This is a genomic window from Streptomyces sp. NBC_01669 (assembly GCF_026339735.1).
GTDB classification, from domain to species: domain Bacteria; phylum Actinomycetota; class Actinomycetes; order Streptomycetales; family Streptomycetaceae; genus Streptomyces; species Streptomyces yanii.
On the sequence record NZ_JAPEQG010000001.1, the window covers coordinates 5,512,187 to 5,528,463 of the forward strand.

General features: G+C 69.7%; 15 protein-coding genes and 1 pseudogene. 12 read left to right on the plus strand and 4 right to left on the minus strand.

Annotated elements, in window-relative coordinates:
* Positions 1 to 5 precede the first annotated feature (5 nt).
* The gene (gene hutI, locus OG972_RS24800; protein ID WP_266984893.1) at positions 6 to 1,178 is read left to right on the plus strand and encodes an imidazolonepropionase; all 1,173 of its coding nucleotides are present in this window, start codon (positions 6 to 8) and stop codon (positions 1,176 to 1,178) included.
* Positions 1,179 to 1,342: 164 nt separating this feature from the next.
* Here the strand turns inward: hutI and OG972_RS24805 are convergent.
* Both OG972_RS24805 and OG972_RS24810 read right to left on the minus strand, forming a co-directional pair.
* Positions 1,343 to 1,501: pseudogene (locus tag OG972_RS24805) on the minus strand (DegT/DnrJ/EryC1/StrS aminotransferase family protein); the annotation flags it as partial.
* A gap of 175 nt (positions 1,502 to 1,676) precedes the next feature.
* Entirely contained in the window at positions 1,677 to 2,636 is a 960-nt protein-coding gene (locus tag OG972_RS24810) for an RNA polymerase sigma factor SigF (protein WP_266990695.1), read from the minus strand.
* A 306-nt stretch (positions 2,637 to 2,942) separates the two neighbouring features.
* On the opposite strand from OG972_RS24810, the gene OG972_RS24815 reads away from it, so the two are divergent.
* The 6 genes from OG972_RS24815 to OG972_RS24840 all read left to right on the plus strand — a co-directional run bounded on the left by OG972_RS24815 (position 2,943) and on the right by OG972_RS24840 (position 8,451).
* Positions 2,943 to 3,311 (plus strand): STAS domain-containing protein, encoded by a 369-nt coding sequence (locus OG972_RS24815; protein WP_266984895.1) that lies wholly within the window; start codon positions 2,943 to 2,945, stop codon positions 3,309 to 3,311.
* A gap of 242 nt (positions 3,312 to 3,553) precedes the next feature.
* The gene (locus OG972_RS24820; protein WP_266984897.1) at positions 3,554 to 4,057 is read left to right on the plus strand and encodes an ATP-binding protein; all 504 of its coding nucleotides are present in this window, start codon (positions 3,554 to 3,556) and stop codon (positions 4,055 to 4,057) included.
* Between the two features lie 189 nt (positions 4,058 to 4,246).
* Entirely contained in the window at positions 4,247 to 4,906 is a 660-nt protein-coding gene (locus tag OG972_RS24825; protein ID WP_266990697.1) for a peptidase, read from the plus strand.
* A 70-nt stretch (positions 4,907 to 4,976) separates the two neighbouring features.
* Complete coding sequence (locus OG972_RS24830; protein WP_266984899.1) at positions 4,977 to 5,975, plus strand: hypothetical protein; 999 nt, start codon at positions 4,977 to 4,979, stop codon at positions 5,973 to 5,975.
* Positions 5,972 to 7,090, plus strand: a complete 1,119-nt coding sequence (locus tag OG972_RS24835) for a hypothetical protein (RefSeq protein ID WP_266984901.1) — start codon at positions 5,972 to 5,974, stop codon at positions 7,088 to 7,090. The genes OG972_RS24830 and OG972_RS24835 overlap by 4 nt, the downstream gene beginning before the upstream one ends.
* Positions 7,091 to 7,104: 14 nt before the next feature.
* A complete protein-coding gene (locus OG972_RS24840; RefSeq protein WP_266984903.1) occupies positions 7,105 to 8,451 on the plus strand; it encodes a hypothetical protein in 1,347 nt (448 codons plus the stop codon).
* Positions 8,452 to 8,532: 81 nt separating this feature from the next.
* Here OG972_RS24840 and OG972_RS24845 read toward each other — a convergent pair whose 3' ends face one another.
* Complete coding sequence (locus OG972_RS24845) at positions 8,533 to 10,023, minus strand: oligopeptide:H+ symporter (protein ID WP_266984905.1); 1,491 nt, start codon at positions 10,021 to 10,023, stop codon at positions 8,533 to 8,535.
* Between the two features lie 493 nt (positions 10,024 to 10,516).
* Between OG972_RS24845 and OG972_RS24850 the strand changes: the two genes are divergently transcribed.
* Entirely contained in the window at positions 10,517 to 11,194 is a 678-nt protein-coding gene (locus tag OG972_RS24850) for a response regulator transcription factor (protein ID WP_266984907.1), read from the plus strand.
* A 15-nt stretch (positions 11,195 to 11,209) separates the two neighbouring features.
* On the plus strand, positions 11,210 to 12,475 hold the full coding sequence (locus OG972_RS24855; protein ID WP_266984909.1) for an ATP-binding protein: 1,266 nt from the start codon (positions 11,210 to 11,212) through the stop codon (positions 12,473 to 12,475).
* Positions 12,476 to 12,531: 56 nt separating this feature from the next.
* Here OG972_RS24855 and OG972_RS24860 read toward each other — a convergent pair whose 3' ends face one another.
* The gene (locus tag OG972_RS24860) at positions 12,532 to 13,065 is read right to left on the minus strand and encodes a GtrA family protein (RefSeq protein ID WP_266984911.1); all 534 of its coding nucleotides are present in this window, start codon (positions 13,063 to 13,065) and stop codon (positions 12,532 to 12,534) included.
* Between the two features lie 175 nt (positions 13,066 to 13,240).
* Here OG972_RS24860 and OG972_RS24865 point away from each other — a divergent pair, with 175 nt between their 5' ends.
* The 3 genes from OG972_RS24865 to OG972_RS24875 are packed head-to-tail and all read left to right on the plus strand — an operon-like array spanning position 13,241 to position 16,193.
* Positions 13,241 to 14,392, plus strand: a complete 1,152-nt coding sequence (locus OG972_RS24865) for a 5-(carboxyamino)imidazole ribonucleotide synthase (protein WP_266984913.1) — start codon at positions 13,241 to 13,243, stop codon at positions 14,390 to 14,392.
* A complete protein-coding gene (gene purE / locus OG972_RS24870; RefSeq protein WP_266984915.1) occupies positions 14,389 to 14,928 on the plus strand; it encodes a 5-(carboxyamino)imidazole ribonucleotide mutase in 540 nt (179 codons plus the stop codon). Before OG972_RS24865 ends, purE begins: the two co-directional genes overlap by 4 nt.
* A 32-nt stretch (positions 14,929 to 14,960) precedes the next feature.
* Positions 14,961 to 16,193, plus strand: coding sequence for a dipeptidase (locus OG972_RS24875; RefSeq protein ID WP_266984917.1), 1,233 nt, complete (start codon positions 14,961 to 14,963; stop codon positions 16,191 to 16,193).
* Positions 16,194 to 16,277 lie beyond the last annotated feature (84 nt).

The window sequence follows — 16,277 nt, forward strand, 5'->3', positions numbered from 1 at the left end:
CCCCGATGACGACGACCGCCATCACCAACATCGCCAGTCTGGTCACCAACGACCCCTCCCTCGGTGACGGTTCCCCCCTGGGCCTGATCCTGGACGCGGCCGTCGTCATCGAGGGCGACCGGGTCGTCTGGACCGGTGAATCAAGCAAAGCACCCGCCACTGACAACGCCGTCGACGCGGGCGGCCGCGCGGTGATCCCGGGATTCGTCGACTCCCACTCCCACCTCCTCTTCGCGGGCGACCGCACCGAGGAGTTCAACGCCCGGATGTCCGGCCGCCCTTATACCGCGGGCGGTATCCGCACCACGGTCGCCGCCACCCGCGCCGCCACCGACGACGTGCTGGACGCCAACGTCGTCCGCTATCTCGCCGAGGCACTCCGCCAGGGCACCACCACCTTCGAGACCAAGTCCGGCTACGGGCTCACCGTGGAGGACGAAGCCCGCGCGCTGCGCATCGCCGCCCGCCACACCGACGAGGTCACCTATCTCGGCGCCCACGTCGTCCCCCCGGACTACGCCGACGATCCCGCCGGGTACGTCGACCTGGTCACCGGGCCGATGCTCGACGCCTGTGCCCCGTACGCCCGTTGGGTCGACGTGTTCTGCGAGAAGGGTGCGTTCGACGGCGACCAGGCCCGCGCGATCCTGACCGCGGGCATGGCGAAGGGCCTGCACCCCCGGGTCCACGCCAACCAGCTCACCTACGGCCCCGGCGTCCAGCTCGCCGTCGAGCTGGACGCCGCCTCCGCCGACCACTGCACGCACCTCACCGACGCGGACGTCGACGCCCTCGCCCAGGGCAACACCGTCGCCACACTCCTCCCCGGCGCCGAGTTCTCCACCCGCGCGAACTGGCCCGACGCCCGCCGCCTCCTCGACGCGGGCGCCACCGTCGCGCTGTCCACGGACTGCAACCCGGGCTCGTCGTTCACCTCGTCCATGCCCTTCTGCATCGCCCTGGCCGTACGCGACATGGGCATGACCCCCGACGAGGCCCTCTGGTCCGCCACCGCGGGCGGCGCAGCGGCCCTGCGCCGTACGGACATCGGCCGCATCGCTCCGGGCGCCCGCGCCGACCTGGTCCTCCTCGACGCCCCCAGCCATGTCCACCTCGCCTACCGGCCGGGCGTCCCCCTGGTCCAGGCGGTCCGGCAGCGCGGCGAACGCGCCCTCTGAGCGATATCTCCGGCCTCGCCCCCCAAACCGGAAGAATCCGACTTTCGCTCTTCAGTCACACGATGTCGCGACCGCCTGCCGAGGAGTGACTGCCACCGGTACCGTCCATGGAGCCGTCCTGCGGCGGGGCTCAAGGGGGAGACCGGGGGCTGGTCGAGCAGTCGGCGCAGGCCGCGCCCGAGGATGACGAAGAGGATGACGTCGTCGTTGGCGGGTGACATCAGGATCCTGCCGCCGGGTTCGCACCACTGGTGCAGGGCCACGTACAGCCCCAGTCGGCAGGACGGCATGTACAGGCATTCCCGGCCGAGCCGCTCGCGCATCGCTGTTTCCAGTGCTGCCCAGGTCGCCGGTCCGCTCTCCCCATGAGCCGTGGGACCGGACGGAGCCCCGATGTGGCCCGGTCCGTGACCCTTCGTCAACCATGCGGAAGGACCCGCCCTTTGTCGGGCAGGTCCTTCCGCAAGTGGTCCCGCGGGGGCGCGGGGAACTCCGGGATCATTCCTCCAGAGTCAGGCCCTTCCTGAGCTTGACCAGCGTCCGGGAGAGCAGCCGCGAGACATGCATCTGGGAGATGCCGAGTTCGTCGCCGATCTCCGACTGCGTCATATTGGCGACGAAGCGGAGCGAGAGGATCTTCCGGTCGCGACCGGGCAGCGCGGCGATCAGCGGCTTCAGGGACTCGACGTACTCGATGCCTTCGAGTCCGTGGTCCTCGTAGCCGATCCGGTCCGCCAGCGCGCTCTCGGTCTCGTCCTCCTCGGCCTTGGCATCGAGCGAGCTCGCGGTGTACGCGTTGCTCGCGGCCATGCCCTCGACGACCTCGTGGTCGGTGAGTCCGAGGCGGTCGGCGAGTTCGCCCACGGTGGGCGCCCGGTCGAGCTGCTGGGCGAGTTCGTCGCCCGCCTTGGCCAGGTCGAGCCGCAGCTCCTGCAGTCGGCGCGGGACGCGCACGGACCATGTGGTGTCGCGGAAGAATCGCTTGATCTCGCCGATGATGGTCGGCATCGCGAAGGTCGGGAACTCGACGCCCCGGCTCAGCTCGAACCGGTCGATCGCCTTGATCAGGCCGATGGTGCCGACCTGGATGATGTCCTCCATCGGTTCGCTGCGGGAGCGGAACCGTGAGGCGGCGAACTTGACCAGGGCCAGGTTCAGTTCGACGAGTGTGTTGCGTACGTACGCGTACTCGTGGGTGCCCTCTTCGAGGGATTCGAGCCGCGCGAAGAGTGTCTTCGACAGGGCTCTGGCGTCCAGTGCGCCCACTTCGTCGTACGGCGGGATCTCGGGAAGTCCTTCGAGATCGCCGCTGCCCTTGGCACTGCCGATGTTGTTGCTGCTGGTGCTGCGGCGCGGAGCGGGTACGGCGACCGCGGCAGGGGAGTCTGATTCGGTCAGTCCCTGAGGACATGCTGACGTCGCGATGTGGGTACGCGGTCCGTCGAGCCGGGGTGACATGGTCTCCTCCATCGTTCTCGGCATATGGCTGCCGATGCCCATACGTGTTCCTGCGGTGAAGCGGCGCCTCCAAAGCCGGTCGTGTTTCGGGTGTCCCTCTACCCTTACCCGGTCCGGACGTGCAGATACAACCTCCAATTGAGGCTATATGTCCGGTTTGTTGAGGTCTTCGGCTACCGTGTGCCGCACGGAACGCGTAGTGTTTTACGAACGTCAGCGACAGCTACACACGCAACCGCACGCGCCATCGCAGAGAGTGACGCGCACGGTGACGCAGGCAGTGATGAACGGCGAAGAGGGACGGGCATGGACCGCCAGACGGTCGGCAGTGCGAACCGGGGTCGACTTCAGGTCGAGGTCCGGACCGAGGGGCGCAGTGAGGTGGTGACGCCGGTGGGTGAGCTGGATCACCACACCGCCGATCTGCTCCGCGAACCCTTGGAGAGCGCGGTCGAACAAGGACGGACCCGACTGGTGGTCGACTGTTCGCGACTCGAATTCTGTGATTCCACCGGGCTCAATGTGCTGCTCGGTGCCCGCCTCAAGGCGGAGGCGGCCGGGGGAGGGGTCCATTTGGCCGGAATGCTGCCGATGGTGGCGAGGGTCTTCGAGATCACCGGGGCCGAGGCGGTCTTCACCGTCCACGACTCCCTCGAATCGGCGCTGGACACCTGATCGTGGCCCGGAGCGCAGTCTCACCCGTCCCGGGTGTCGCCTGCCTCACGCATTCCGCATGGGCGAAGTGGGTGTTGTCACGATACGGCCGGGCAGGAGACATCCCGGCGAACCTCGTGTGACCTGAGTGGCCTGCACACTCCGTATGCGGTCGGTGTCCGTTTCGGCAGCCGCACCCGTATCTGTATCTGTATCTGTAACTGTTCAATGGCGACATGGTGAATCGGTGAGGTGAAGCGCTGATGAGCACCACCCGGCAGCATCCGCCGGGCGACCTCGGCCGGGAGCCGGAGGGCGCGGGCGACGGCGCCGACGCAGCCTCCTCCGGGCCCGTCGACCGGCGGTGGCGCACGCTGCCCCTGCGGGAGGTCAGCGGCATCGTGCCGACGGCCCGCGATTTCGCCCGTCAGGCACTCCACGACTGGGGCTGGCTCCCGGCATCGAGCGCCGACCGGCGCGCAGCCGCCGAGGACGTCCTGCTGGTCGTCTCCGAACTGGTCACGAACGCCTGCCTGCACGCGGAAGGACCCGAGGAGCTTCGCATCGCCTGCACCTCGAAGGTGCTGCGGGTGGAGGTCGTCGACAGCGGTGCGGGACAGCCCGCGCCGCGCACCCCGCACCGGGCGGGCCGGCCCGGCGGGCACGGCATGTTTATCGTGCAACGGCTCTGCCTGGACTGGGGTGTCCAGCGGGTGCCGGGCGAGCCCGGCAAGACCGTATGGGCGGAGCTGGCCGCCCCCGCGTAGTCACCACCCGAACCGTCGGGCCGTACGGCCCCTCCTTCTTGCCCCCGAAGAGCGCGCCGGATCGGCGCGCTCTTTGTCTTCCCTCCATACGGCCCCAGGCGTACCTTGAGCGCCCAATCTGATGTGTCGTCAGTAACTTGCGTCGGAGTGATACGGCGCGCGGCGACTTCCGGCATGAGGGGAACTGAGGTGCCGTACCCGAAGCGAACAGCTCTTGCGCTGGCGTCCGCGCTGGCCGGCTCGGTGGTGCTGCTGGCCGCGCCCGCCGCCCACGCCACGGTCGTGGACGTCGACTACAAGTGCAAGACGCCGATCGGAGACAAGAGCGCGGTGTCGCCCATCGACATCAAGAGCGTGAAGAGCGGCAGCAGTTACACGCTCACGATGTCCTTCCAGAAGGGCGTCTCGTCCAGCCCCGTGGAGCTGGGCAAGGGCGCCATGAAGCCCAGCGCGGTCATCCGGCTGAGCGGCGCCGAATCGGGTCAGGTCCAGGTCTCGGGACCGGCGAACGCCGCGGCGATCCCGGCGAACACCCCGATCAAGATCAGCGACCTTTCGGGTACGTACACCCCGAGGAAGAGCGGCAAGGTCGGCTTCACCGCCGGAGTGCTCACCATCAAGGCGCTCGGTACGACCACGACCTGCACCCCGGGCAACAGTCCGAAGCCGTCGCTCGAACTCGATGTGACGGCGGCGGGCGGCTCGAAGGACACCTCGGAAACGACCCTGCCGAAGACCGGACCGCTCGACTCGGCGATGGCGCTCGGGACGCTCGGCGGCACGGTACTGCTGACCGGTGCGGCCGGGGTGCTGTGGCTGACCAGGCGCGGACAACGGGCCGCGGGCTGAGCTCCACGGAGCCGCCGCGCGCCGTCCGTACGTACACGCCCGTTCTGTACGCAGCAGGGAGCCCACCCCTATGCCACCGTTGACCGGTCACGCCGTCCGAGCCGTTCTCGCAGCCCTGTTGTGCGCTTTCGCCTGCGCCTTGACCGCGAGCCCGGCGGCCGCCGCCGACCTGAGCGGCGCGGACTGGACGGCGCAGCCCGCAGTGGGCGCTGGGACCCGGAGCGGAGAGGACGGCGGCAGACCGTACTTCTATCTGGAGGGACTGCCCGGCACCGTGCTGCAGGACCGGCTCTCCGTCACCAACCCGGGCACCGCCCCGGTCACCGTGCGACTGCGCGGGGCGGATGCGTACAACGCCGGGGGCGGTGACATCGCCGTACGCGGAACGAAGGACTCCACCGGGACCGGTGCCTGGCTGCGGCTCGCCGCGGACCGGGTGACCGTGCCCGCCCGTACCCGCGCCGAGGTGCCGTTCTCCGTCACCGTCCCGGCAGGTGCGTCGCCCGGCGACCACCCGGGGGCGATCGTCGCCGAGCACTCCGGGCGCTCGGTGGGCGTACGCGTCCATCTGCGGGTCAGCGGGCCCACGCTGACCGCGCTGACCGTGGAGGACGTCAGCGTGTCCGGGCGGACCATCCACTACACCCTCGTCAACCGGGGCAACGCGGCCCTCGCCCCGCGCCTCGCCGTCAGCGCGGACGGGGTCTTCGGCACCCTGCTGCGGCGCGAGGCGCGGAACCTGCCGGTGGACCTGCTGCCCGGACAGCGGGTGAAACTCACCGAACCGTGGCGGGACGCCCCCGCGCTCGATTCCGCCACCGTCCGGCTCCGCGTCACCGCCGCGGCCGGAGCGCACAGCGAGGCGACAGCCCGAGCGGCCTTCGTCCCCTGGGCGCCGGTGACCGGCGGCGCCCTGCTGGTCCTGGCCGCGGCCGCCGCAGGCGCGTACGCGTACCGGCTCCGGCGCAGCCACCGCCGGCCATCGGGCGACGGCGGCCCGGACCATGGCGACGCAGCTCGAACCACGGCAGAGAGAAGGCACTTGGTGAAGGCGGGAGCGCAATCGTGAGACGACAGACCGGACCGGCGTCCCTCCGGCGCGGCAGCCACCGGTGGGCCGCCGCGCTGCTCGTCGCGCTGCTGCCCGCCCTGATGCTCCTGCCCGCGCCCGGTGCCCGCGCGGCGGACGGAAAGCCCGCGGTCACCCTCTCCGAGCAGCAGGCGGGCAAGGGCGGTGACATTACCGTCAAGGGCACCGGATGGCGGCCGAACACCCTGCTGATGATGCTGATCTGCGGACAGTCCGCGCCCGGCACGGGCGTCATCGGCGGCACCAACTCCTGCGCCAATGCCGACGGACGCGCCGTCACCACCGACGCCAAGGGCGCCTTCAGCAAGAAGATGCCGGTCTCCGAACCGCCCAGGCCGTGCCCCTGCGTGGTGCATGTCGCGACGGTCACCGGGGAACAGGCAGCCGCCGACGCCGGGTTCGTCGTCGCCGGACACCCCGTCCTCCCACTGCCGGAACAGACGGACGGCGGAAAGCTCGCGGTGCTCGCCACCACCCGGCTGGAGGGCGACAGCGGAATCCTCACCTGGTTCGGCGCCCCGCCCTCCCGGCAACTCGTCTTCACCGTGGGCAACCTCGGTTCGGCGCCGGTCAAGGACCCGGTCTTCCGGGTCGGCACCGCGCACGGCGTCTTCGCCCCGCAGTGGGAGGAGCGACAGTGGCGCGGCACCATCGCGCCCGGCCGCAAGGCACGGATCGCACTGCCGGTCGAACTGACGGCGGGCGCCCACGGCGACTACCGGATCTCCCTGCGGTACGGGACGAAAACACTGGCCGAACAGCCGTGGGGGGTGGGCCGCCCCTGGGGCGTCACACTCTTCTGGATCCTGCTCTGCCTCGTCGTACCGGCCGCGGTGTTCCGCATCGGCATGGCGATCGTCGACAAGGTGCGGCCCCGCGCCGCGTACACCTCGGCCCGCGCCGGCCGTCACCGCCATCCGCTGCCGGCCGACGCGACGGCGAGGCTGCGCCGGGGACCGCGCGCCCCGGAGGCCCCCTCGACAGCGTCCGCGGCAGGACCCGCCCCGGGCGCGACCACCACGGCCGCGCTGCCGTGGTTCACACCGGATTCCGCACCGTCAGAGAACAGACCCACGACGAAGGGACATTCGTGAGCACGCAACGGAGGATGAGCGCGGCCGGAGTCGCGCTGATGCTCGGCGGCGCGGGGATCCTGCTGGCCGCGAGCCCAGCCCTGGCTGCCGACGTCTCGTACAAGACGGAGTGCATACCGCCGTCCATCTCCGGACTGCCTCCTGTGCAGGGCACGACCAAGGTGCAGCTGACCGCGCCCGCCGAGGCAAAGGTCGGGGACAGCGTCGAGGTGGTGTGGAAGACGGTCGAGGCCGCTTCCAAGAACCCCGACGTCCTGGACCTGGAGAAGGACACGGTCAAGCCGACCGGCACCATCGAGGTCGGCGGCGCGGCCACGGGAACGCTGCAGATGGAAGGGCCACGGCAGAACCCGCCGATCCCCAAGAACAGCGCCATGGTGCTGCCCGACATGAAGGGCACGCTGAAGCTGGAGAAGGCCGGTGAGATCACGCTGACGCCGGGCGCGTACAACATCAACGTGTCGAAGCCGATCTCCACCGACACCAAGTGCTCCCCGAAGGAGGCCGTTCAGCCGGGCGCGACGATCAAGGTGACGGACGGTGGCGGTACGACATCGGGCGGTACGACCACCGGTACGACAGCGGGTGGCACGACCACCGGTTCCACCACGGCGGGCGGCACGACGGCCGCAGGGGGAACGACGGCGGGCACGACGGCCGGCGGTACGGACACCGGAGGCAGTGACTCCGGCGGCACCACCGCCGGGTCGAGCGGCGGCGGTGAGACCGACTTCGAGGGCAAGGAGGTGTCTGTCGCGTACGCCTGCAAGACGCCGATCGGTGACAAGAACGCCACCTCCCCGGTGAAGATCAATGCGAAGAAGAACGGCGGCAGCTTCGACCTCACGGTGAAGTTCAGCAAGTCGGTCATGGACAGCCCCGCCGACATCCCGGCCGATTCGGTGAAGCCCTCCATGGAGGTCAAGCTCGGCGGAGCCGACAAGGGCACGGTCCATGTCGAGGGCCCCACCAACAAGGAGCCCATCAAGTCCGGTGAACCGATCGAGATCCCCGATCTCACGGGTACGTACAAGCCGGGCGCGAGCGGTAAGTCCACCCTCGGCCCGGGCGTGCTGACCGTGAAGGCGCTCGGCACGACGACGACCTGCACCCCGCCCGCCGGTGTCGCGGCCTCCCTGGTGCTGGACACCTCGTCCCAGCCCGGCGGGGCCGTGGGCGGCTCGGACACGGGCGGCGCCACGACCGGCGGCGGTACGGACTCCGGAGGCGGACTGGCCGAGACCGGGGCCGAGGACAACGGCACCCTGCGCGCACTCGGCCTGGTCGCCGGTACGGCGATCCTGCTGGGCGGCGCCGTGTTCACGTTCACCCCGTGGCGCAGGCTGCGCGGCACCCGGTGAGCTGAGCCGCCGGATACGCGAAGGGCCGCTGCACCGACGATCCGGTGCAGCGGCCCTTCAGCGCTTCAGTGCTTCAGTGCCTCAGTGCACGTCGCCCATGAGCTGCTTGACCTTGTTGCGGTACAGGAAGATCGCGACACCCGCGGCCGCCGCGAGGGCGGCCTGCAGAGCGACGATACCGGTGCCGTTGAGGTCGACACCCGCGATGGAGAGCAGACCCGTGGTGCAGTCACCGGCGGTGACGGCCAGGAACCAGACACCCATCATCTGGCTCGCGTACTTGGCCGGAGCCATCTTCGTGGTGACGGAGAGACCGACCGGGGACAGCGTCAGTTCGGCGACGGTCTGCACGAAGTAGATCGCGACCAGCCACATCGCGGCGGCCTTGTGGCCGTCCGTGGCGATCGTCAGCGGCATCAGGAAGAGGAAGAACGACGCACCGACCAGCACCAGACCGGAGCTGAACTTCACGATCGTGCTCGGCTCCTTGCCACGCCGGTTCAGCGCCAGCCAGAAGGCGGCGAAGACCGGGGCCAGCGCCATGATCAGGACCGGGTTGACCGACTGGTACCAGGAGACCGGGAAGTCCCATCCGAGGACGCTGTTGTCGGCCGAGCTGTCGGCGAAGATCGCCAGGGTCGAACCGCCCTGGTCGTAGATCATCCAGAAGATGGCGGCGGCGACGAAGAACCAGATGTAGCCGGACATCTTCGACTGCTCGGCGGCGCTGAGCTCCTTGTCGCGCTTGATGCGCGTCAGGACCATCACCGGAATGACCAGACCCGCGACGGTGATCGGGACCAGGATCCAGTTGAGCGTGTAGACGCCGGTGACGACCGTGACGATGTAGAAGACGGCCGCGATGGCCAGCCAGATCATGCCCTTGCGCAGCGTGGCGGCGCGCTCGACGGCCGACAGCGGCTTCGGGACGACGAGGCTGCGCTCGTTCAGGTGGCGGGTGCCGAGCAGGTACTGGACGAGGCCCAGTCCCATGCCGACCGCGGCGAGCGCGAAGCCCAGGTGCCAGTTGACGTTCTCACCGATGGTGCCGATGACCAGCGGGGCGGCGAAGGCGCCCACGTTGATGCCCATGTAGAAGATCGTGAAGCCACCGTCGCGGCGCGGGTCGTCCGGGCCGTCGTAGAGGTGGCCGACCATCGTGGAGATGTTGGACTTCAGCAGACCGGAGCCGATAGCGACGAGTCCGAGGCCGGCGAAGAAGGTGCCCTGCAAGGGCAGCGCCAGCGCCAGGTGGCCGATCATGATGATCCCGCCGGCGACGGCGACCGTCTTGCGGGGACCCCAGACACGGTCGCCGAACCAGCCGCCGGGCATCGCGAGCAGGTACACCAGCGACACGTAGACCGAGTAGATCGCCGTGGCCGTGGCGGGGTTCATGTGAAGCCCGTTGGGGGCGATCAGGTAGAGGGGGAGCAGGGCCCTCATGCCGTAGTAGCTGAAGCGCTCCCACATCTCGGTCATGAAGAGAGTGGCCAGGCCGCGGGGGTGGCCGAAGAAGGTCTTCTCGGAGCCAGACGTGCTGGCGGAGTCCTTCGTCAGGCTGGACGCCATGGTCGATCCTTGCTTGCTCGGGACGCGGCGCCTCGTGAGCGTGACGCGCCCGGTGGGGGGAGGCCGGCACCGACGCGGCAAACGCCCCATCCCTACACGCCTGAGAAGGGATTCGCTCCGGACTCCGCACGGTGTACGGAGCGGGTACCGGAGTCGGGGGACCAGCTGCATCGGGATCCACGCCCGGCGCACTTCCTTGCGCTCCGGGCCCGGCCACAGGTCATTCACTGAAGTCGGGGCTGGCAGTTACCAGCCCGCGAACAAAAAAGACCCTTGGCGCTTAAAGCTGCCCAAAGGTCTTTGAGTAGTGCAACAGGCGTCGAGTCACCATACGACACGACGGTGGTCGATATGAAAGGACTTGAGAGATGGATCACAGGTCCAGGTGCAACCAGACTCGCATATTCCAAGGTCCTCCTCCGAATGGGACTCAGACCTACAGGCCTTGTGGATCACCTCACGGTGGCCGCCCCATGCGGACTACCATCACTCCATGACCCGTGTACTGCTCGCCGAGGACGACGCTTCCATCTCGGAGCCGCTGGCTCGCGCCCTGCGTCGGGAGGGTTACGAGGTCGAGGTCCGCGAAGACGGTCCGACCGCTCTCGACGCCGGCCTCCAGGGGGGCATCGACCTGGTCGTCCTCGACCTGGGCCTGCCCGGGATGGACGGCCTCGAAGTAGCCCGACGGCTCCGCGCCGAGGGCCACGCCGTGCCGATCCTGGTGCTCACCGCCCGCGCCGACGAGGTGGACACCGTCGTCGGCCTGGACGCCGGAGCCGACGACTACGTCACCAAGCCGTTCCGCCTGGCCGAACTCCTCGCCCGGGTCCGGGCGCTGCTCCGGCGCGGCGCCACCGACCCGACCCCGCAGCCCGCCACGCACGGGGTGCGGATCGACGTCGAATCGCACCGGGCCTGGATGGGCGACGAGGAGCTCCAGCTCACCGCGAAGGAGTTCGACCTGCTGCGGGTCCTGGTCCGCGACGCCGGCCGGGTCGTCACCCGCGACCAGCTGATGCGCGAGGTCTGGGACACCACCTGGTGGTCGTCCACGAAGACGCTCGACATGCACATCTCCTGGCTCCGCAAGAAGCTCGGTGACGACGCGGCCAACCCCCGCTACATCGCGACCGTCCGGGGCGTCGGCTTCCGGTTCGAGAAGAGCTGACGTACAGAAACAGTCATGCGCCGCCGACTGATCAACTCCACGCTCGCCGTGGTGCTCGTGGTGATCGCCGTCTTCGGCGTCTCCCTCGTCATCGTCGAGACCCGCACCATCAGCAACAGCGCCCAGGAGAGTGTCGACTCCGAGGCGCTGCGGCTGATCAGCGTGGTCGAGAGCCGGCTCCTCGGGGCGGAACGGATCAACCCCGGGGTGCTGGCCCAACAGGTTGCCCACAACCGGTACGCCCGGGTCGAGATCCCCGGCCGCACCCCCATCGAAGTGGGCGCGCGCCCCACCGGCAGTGTGATCAGAAGCACAGCGAAGGGGGAGCAGGGCGAGAAGGTCACCGTCGAGGAGTCCAGCTCCGCCGTCACCAGCGAGGTCGGGCGCACCCTGATGATCATCGGGGCGGTGGCGCTGCTTGCGATCGTCTCCGCGGTGCTCCTCGCCGTACGCCAGGCCAACAAACTGACCTCGCCGCTCACCGACCTCGCCGAGACCGCGGAACGCCTGGGCTCCGGTGACCCTCGGCCGCGCCACAAGCGGTACGGGGTGCCAGAGCTGGACCGGGTCGCGGACGTCCTCGACTCCTCCGCCGAACGGATCGCCCGGATGCTGACCGCGGAACGCCGGCTCGCAGCCGATGCCTCCCACCAGCTCCGCACGCCGCTGACCGCGCTCTCCATGCGGATCGAGGAGATCTCCGTCACCGACGACCCGGAGACGGTGAAGGAGGAGGCGAACATCGCCCTCACCCAGGTCGAGCGCCTCACCGACGTGGTGGAGCGGCTGCTGACCAACGCCCGCGACCCGCGCACCGGCTCGGCGGTCGTCTTCGACCTCGACGAGGTCGTCAAGCAGCAGATCGAGGAGTGGCGCCCCGCCTACCGCGGCGAGGGCCGCGCCATCGTCCGCTCCGGTAAACAGGGGCTGCGGGCCGTCGGCACGCCGGGCGCGGTCGCCCAGGTGCTGGCCGCGCTGATCGAGAACTCACTGATGCACGGCGGCGGCACGGTGGCCCTGCGCACCCGGGTCACCGGCAACCAGGCGGTCATCGAGGTGACGGACGAGGGCCCCGGCGTTCCGCCCGATCTGGGCGCCAGGATCTTCGAGAGGACGATCAGCGGCCGCAACTCGACGGGAATCGGCCTCGCGGTCGCCCGCGATCTGGCCGAGGCGGACGGCGGTCGCCTGGAACTGCTCCAGCAGCAACCGGCGGTCTTCGCCCTGTTCCTGAGCCGGGTGGCCCTGAACCGCGAGGAACCGGAACGACCGGTCCGCTGAATCAAGCCCGTCGAGGGGGATCGAGGACGAGGCGGCAACCGGACGCCCCCGGTGCCTCAACGTCGTACGGACTCCGCCGGCTCCACCGGCACCCGTTCCACCGGCACCTGCTCCGCGGCCCCGCGTCCCTGCGCCACCACACCTACGCCGTCTTTGGCAGGCAGCGCCTTGAACACCCAGCTCCGGTAGGACCAGAACCGGAACAGCGTCGCGATCCCGATTCCCAGGATCTTGAAGACGTTGCTCTGGACCGGGCCGTTCCATCCGAACCCGTACGTCGCCGTGTACAGCACGCCGTTCTCGATCGCCGCACCCACTGCGCTGAACAGCAGGAACAGGGTCAGTTCCCGGGTCCGCCCGGTCTTGTCACGGTCCCGGTACGTCCAGTAGCGGAAGCCCACGTAGTTGAAGAGGATGGCGACGAACGTGGCCAGCAGACTGGCCCGCACCACTTGAAGGTCCGTGGTGTGCCACAGCAGGTTGGACACCCCCACATTGACCAGCAGCCCCATCGCACCGACCACGCCGAACTTGGCGACCTCCCGGGCCAGCGCATCCAGCCGGGTCCGTAGTACGCCCCGTTCGCTCATGGTGATGGCTCAGCCCCGTCCGTGGATTCGGTCAACCCAGTCATGCTATCGAGGCCTCCCATGAGATACCTGTGAGCATCCATCGAGGCGTGGCGAGCCTGTGACACGGAGCCTCCGGCCGCCGCCTTCCGGGGCATCGTCCGGGGGTCCCCCGGACGCCCGATATCCTGGAGGCGTGACGTTCCCGGTAGTCGGCATGGTCGGCGGCGGTCAGCTCGCCCGTATGACCCACGAGGCGGGCATCCCCCTCGGCATCAAATTCAAGCTCCTCAGCGACACCCCTCAGGACTCGGCGGCCCAGGTGGTGAGCGAAGTCGTCATCGGCGACTATCGCGACCTGGACACGCTGCGCGCCTTCGCGCGCGGTTGTGACGTGATCACCTTCGATCACGAGCACGTCCCGACCGAGCATCTGCGGGCCCTGGAGGCGGACGGCATCCCCGTGCGTCCCGGCCGCGACGCGCTGGTGCACGCCCAGGACAAGGGGGTGATGCGCGCGAAGCTCGGCGAGATCGGCGCACCCTGCCCCCGCCACCGCATCGTGACGGACCCGGCGGACGCCGCGGCGTTCGCGGCCGAGGTCGGTGGCTTCCCCGTCATCCTGAAGACGGTCCGCGGCGGCTACGACGGCAAGGGCGTCTGGGTGGTCCGCTCCGAGGCGGACGCGGCCGACCCGTTCCGGGCGGGTGTCCCGGTCCTCGCCGAGGAGAAGGTCGACTTCGTACGGGAGCTGGCGGCCAACATCGTCCGCTCGCCGCACGGCCAGGCAGTCGCCTACCCGGTCGTCGAGTCGATCCAGGTCGACGGCGTCTGCGACACGGTCATCGCTCCGGCCCCCGAGCTGAGCGAGCAGCTCGCCGGCGAGGCCCAGCAGCTGGCCCTGCGGATCGCCGCCGAGCTCGATGTCGTCGGCCACCTCGCCGTCGAACTCTTCGAGACCCGCAATGACGACGGGACTCCCGGCATACTCGTCAACGAGCTCGCGATGCGCCCGCACAACTCCGGGCACTGGACCCAGGACGGCGCGATCACCTCGCAGTTCGCCAACCACGTCCGGGCCGTTCTCGACCTGCCGCTCGGCGACCCGCGCCCGCGCGCCACCTGGACGGTCATGTGCAACGTCCTGGGCGGCGACTACCCGGACATGTACCAGGCGTACCTGCACTGCATGGCCCGCGACCCGCAGCTCAAGATCCACATGTACGGCAAGGACGTGAAGCCGGGCCGCAAGGTCGGACACGTCAACACCTACGGCGACGACCTGGCGGACGTGCGTGAGCGCGCCCGGCACGCGGCCGACTACCTGCGAGGAACGATCACCGAATGACTTCCCCCGCCTCCGCCGCGCCGGTCGTCGGCATCGTCATGGGTTCGGACTCCGACTGGCCCGTCATGGAAGCAGCGGCCAAGGCCCTCGACGAGTTCGAGATCCCGTACGAGGTCGACGTCGTCTCCGCCCACCGCATGCCGCACGAAATGATCGCGTACGGGGAGAACGCCGCGGACCGCGGTCTCAAGGCGATCATCGCGGGCGCGGGCGGCGCAGCCCACCTGCCCGGCATGCTCGCGTCGGTCACCCCGCTGCCCGTCATCGGCGTCCCGGTTCCGCTGAAGTACCTGGACGGCATGGACAGCCTGCTGTCCATCGTGCAGATGCCGGCCGGTGTGCCCGTCGCGACCGTGTCGGTCGGCGGCGCGCGCAACGCGGGTCTGCTCGCCGCCCGTATCCTCGCCGCCCACGACAGCGAACTGCTGGCCCGCATGCGGGAGTTCCAGCAGGAGCTGAACGACCAGGCGACCGAGAAGGGCAAGCGGCTGCGCAGCAAGGTCGAGGGCAGCGACTCCTTCGGCTTCGGCAAGTAGACACAGCGGACAACGAGCGGAAGCGGGCAACCATGGCGGAGCAGATCGCGGACCGGACCACGGACCACTTCGGCGACCACCTTGCACAGGCTGCGGAACTCCTCGCCGAGTACCCGGTCGTCGACGGTCACAACGATCTGCCCTGGGCACTTCGGGAACAGGTCGGATACGACCTGGACGCCCGCGACATCGCCACCGACCAGTCCGCCCACCTCCACACCGACATCGGGCGGCTGCGCGCCGGTGGCGTCGGGGCGCAGTTCTGGTCCGTCTACGTACGGTCCGACATGGCGGGTGAGGACGCCGTCAGCGCCACCCTCGAACAGATCGACGTGGTCGCGGAGCTGCTGGACCGCTACCCCGCGGACCTGCGGCGCGCCCTGACCGCCGACGACATGGAGGCGGCCCGCACCGAGGGCCGGATCGCCTCCCTGATGGGCGCCGAGGGCGGCCACTCCATCAACAACTCGCTGGGCACCTTGCGCGCCCTGCACGCCCTCGGCGTCCGCTACATGACGCTCACCCACAACGACAACATCGCGTGGGCGGACTCGGCGACGGACGAGCCGGGCGTCGGCGGTCTCTCGCCGTTCGGCCATGAGGTGGTGCGGGAGATGAACCGCACCGGCATGCTGGTCGACCTCTCCCATGTGGCGGCCACGACGATGCGCGACGCACTCGCCACCTCCACCGCGCCGGTGATGTTCTCGCACTCGTCGTCGCGGGCGATCTGCGACCACCCGCGCAACGTCCCCGACGACGTCCTCGCGCAGCTCCCGGCCAACGGCGGCATCGCCATGGCGACCTTCGTACCGAAGTTCGTCCTCCCGGAAGCCGTCGAATGGACCCGCGCGGCGGACCGGAACATGCGTGACCGCGGTCTGCACCACCTCGACACCACCGCGCAGGCCATGAAGATCCATGCGGAGTTCGAGGCCGCCCACCCGCGCCCGATGGCCACCGTGGCGACGATCGCCGACCATCTCGACCACATGCGTGAGGTCGCCGGGATCGACCACATCGGTATCGGCGGCGACTACGACGGCACCGCCTTCCTCCCCTCAGGTCTGGAGGACGTCGCGGGCTACCCGAACCTGATCGCGGAACTTCTGGGCCGCGGCTGGTCCGCCGCCGACCTCGCCAAGCTCACCTGGCGCAACGCGGTACGGGTGCTGCGCGACGCCGAGGCCGTCGCCCGCGACCTGCAAACGCGACGCGGCCCCTCCCACGCCACGATCCAGGAACTGGACGCCCGGGCGTCCTGACGTTCCACGGGACGGGAGGACGCTCCTCCCGTCCCCCGAACGCAGCAGCGTGCCGCGACCCCCCTGCCCGCACGTGAAACGGTG